At 45.2% G+C, this 1,430-nt stretch carries 1 protein-coding gene; it reads left to right on the top strand.

The window, feature by feature from the left end:
- A partial coding sequence (locus CALK_RS11630; protein WP_034638386.1) for an InlB B-repeat-containing protein occupies positions 1–1,430 on the top strand: 1,430 nt, incomplete at both ends.

The following is a 1,430-nucleotide window of genomic DNA, read 5'->3' as shown; positions in this document are numbered from 1 at the left end:
AAAATGGTGATGTTTTAGTTGATCCTGATGCGGATGAGTATGAGCACGGCAGTGAGGTGACTCTGACTGCTGAGGCAGAGGACGGCTATGTTTTTGTCGGTTGGAGTGGTGATGTCACTGGCAGTGCCAATCCTCTCACGATTACCGTGGAAAGAGATATGGAGATAATTGCTGTTTTTGAGGAAGAGGGTGTTGAACGCTATGTTCTGGAACTGAATGCAGAAAACGGTAGTATCACTGTCGATCCTAATTTTAACGATTACGCATACGGTACCGTAGTTGAGCTAACAGCAGAGCCAAATGAAGTGTATGAGTTTACTCAATGGAGGGGTGATGCAGAGGGAGATGAGAATCCCCTTACAATTACTGTGGAAAGAAATATGGTAATAGAAGCCGAGTTTTCTCTGAAAAGATATGAGCTTACCCTCACCGCTGAAAACGGTGATATCACTGCCGACCCTGATCTGGAAGAGTATGAGCACGGCAGTGAGGTGACTCTGACTGCTGAGGCTGCTGACGGCTATGTGTTTGTTGGTTGGAGTGGTGATACCTCTGACAGTAAAAATCCCCTTACCATTACTGTGGAAAGAGATATGGATATAGTTGCTGTTTTTGATGAAGCAGGTGTTGAACGTTATGTTCTGGAACTGAATGCAGAAAATGGCAGTATCAAAGCGTATCCTGATTATATCGATTATCCATCAGGCACAAAAGTACTACTTATTGTCGAAGCGGATACGGGGTTTGAGTTTACTCAATGGAGTGGCGATGCGGAGGGAGAAGATAATCCCCTTGAAATTACTGTAGAAAGAGATATGGTAATAGAAGCGGAGTTTTCTCTGAAAAGATATTCCCTTGATATCACCGCAGAAAATGGTGATGTTTCAGTTGCTCCTGATGCGGATGAATATGAACACGGCAGAGATGTGACCCTGACTGCTGAGGCAGAGGACGGCTATGTTTTTGTCGGTTGGAGTGGTGATGTCACTGGCAGTGCCAATCCGTTCACGATTACCGTGGAAAGAGATATGGAGATAATTGCTGTTTTTGAGGAAGAGGGTGTTGAATACTATACCCTTACCCTCGATGCAGAAAACGGCAGTATTACTGCCAATCCTGCTTTTGATGAATATCCTTCAGGCACAGAGGTGACACTGAGAGCCGAAGCGGATACGGGGTATGAGTTTACTCGATGGAGAGGTGATACTTCGGGCAGTGCCAATCCCCTCACGATTATCGTGGAAGATGATATGGATATTGAAGCGGAGTTTACACAGGGGACATTTTTTATCGCCTTTGACAGTGATGGTGGAAGTGAAGTTGATACGATAACACAGCAATATGGGACAGAAATCACCGCTCCTGATGATCCGATCAAGGAAGGACATACCTTTGATGGTTGGTATCCTGCAGTACCTGATAGTATGCCC

Source organism: Chitinivibrio alkaliphilus ACht1, assembly GCF_000474745.1.
Classification (GTDB): Bacteria; Fibrobacterota; Chitinivibrionia; order Chitinivibrionales; family Chitinivibrionaceae; genus Chitinivibrio; species Chitinivibrio alkaliphilus.
Note: the sequence above shows the minus strand (reverse complement) of the source record. Positions and strands in the feature narration are given on the sequence as shown.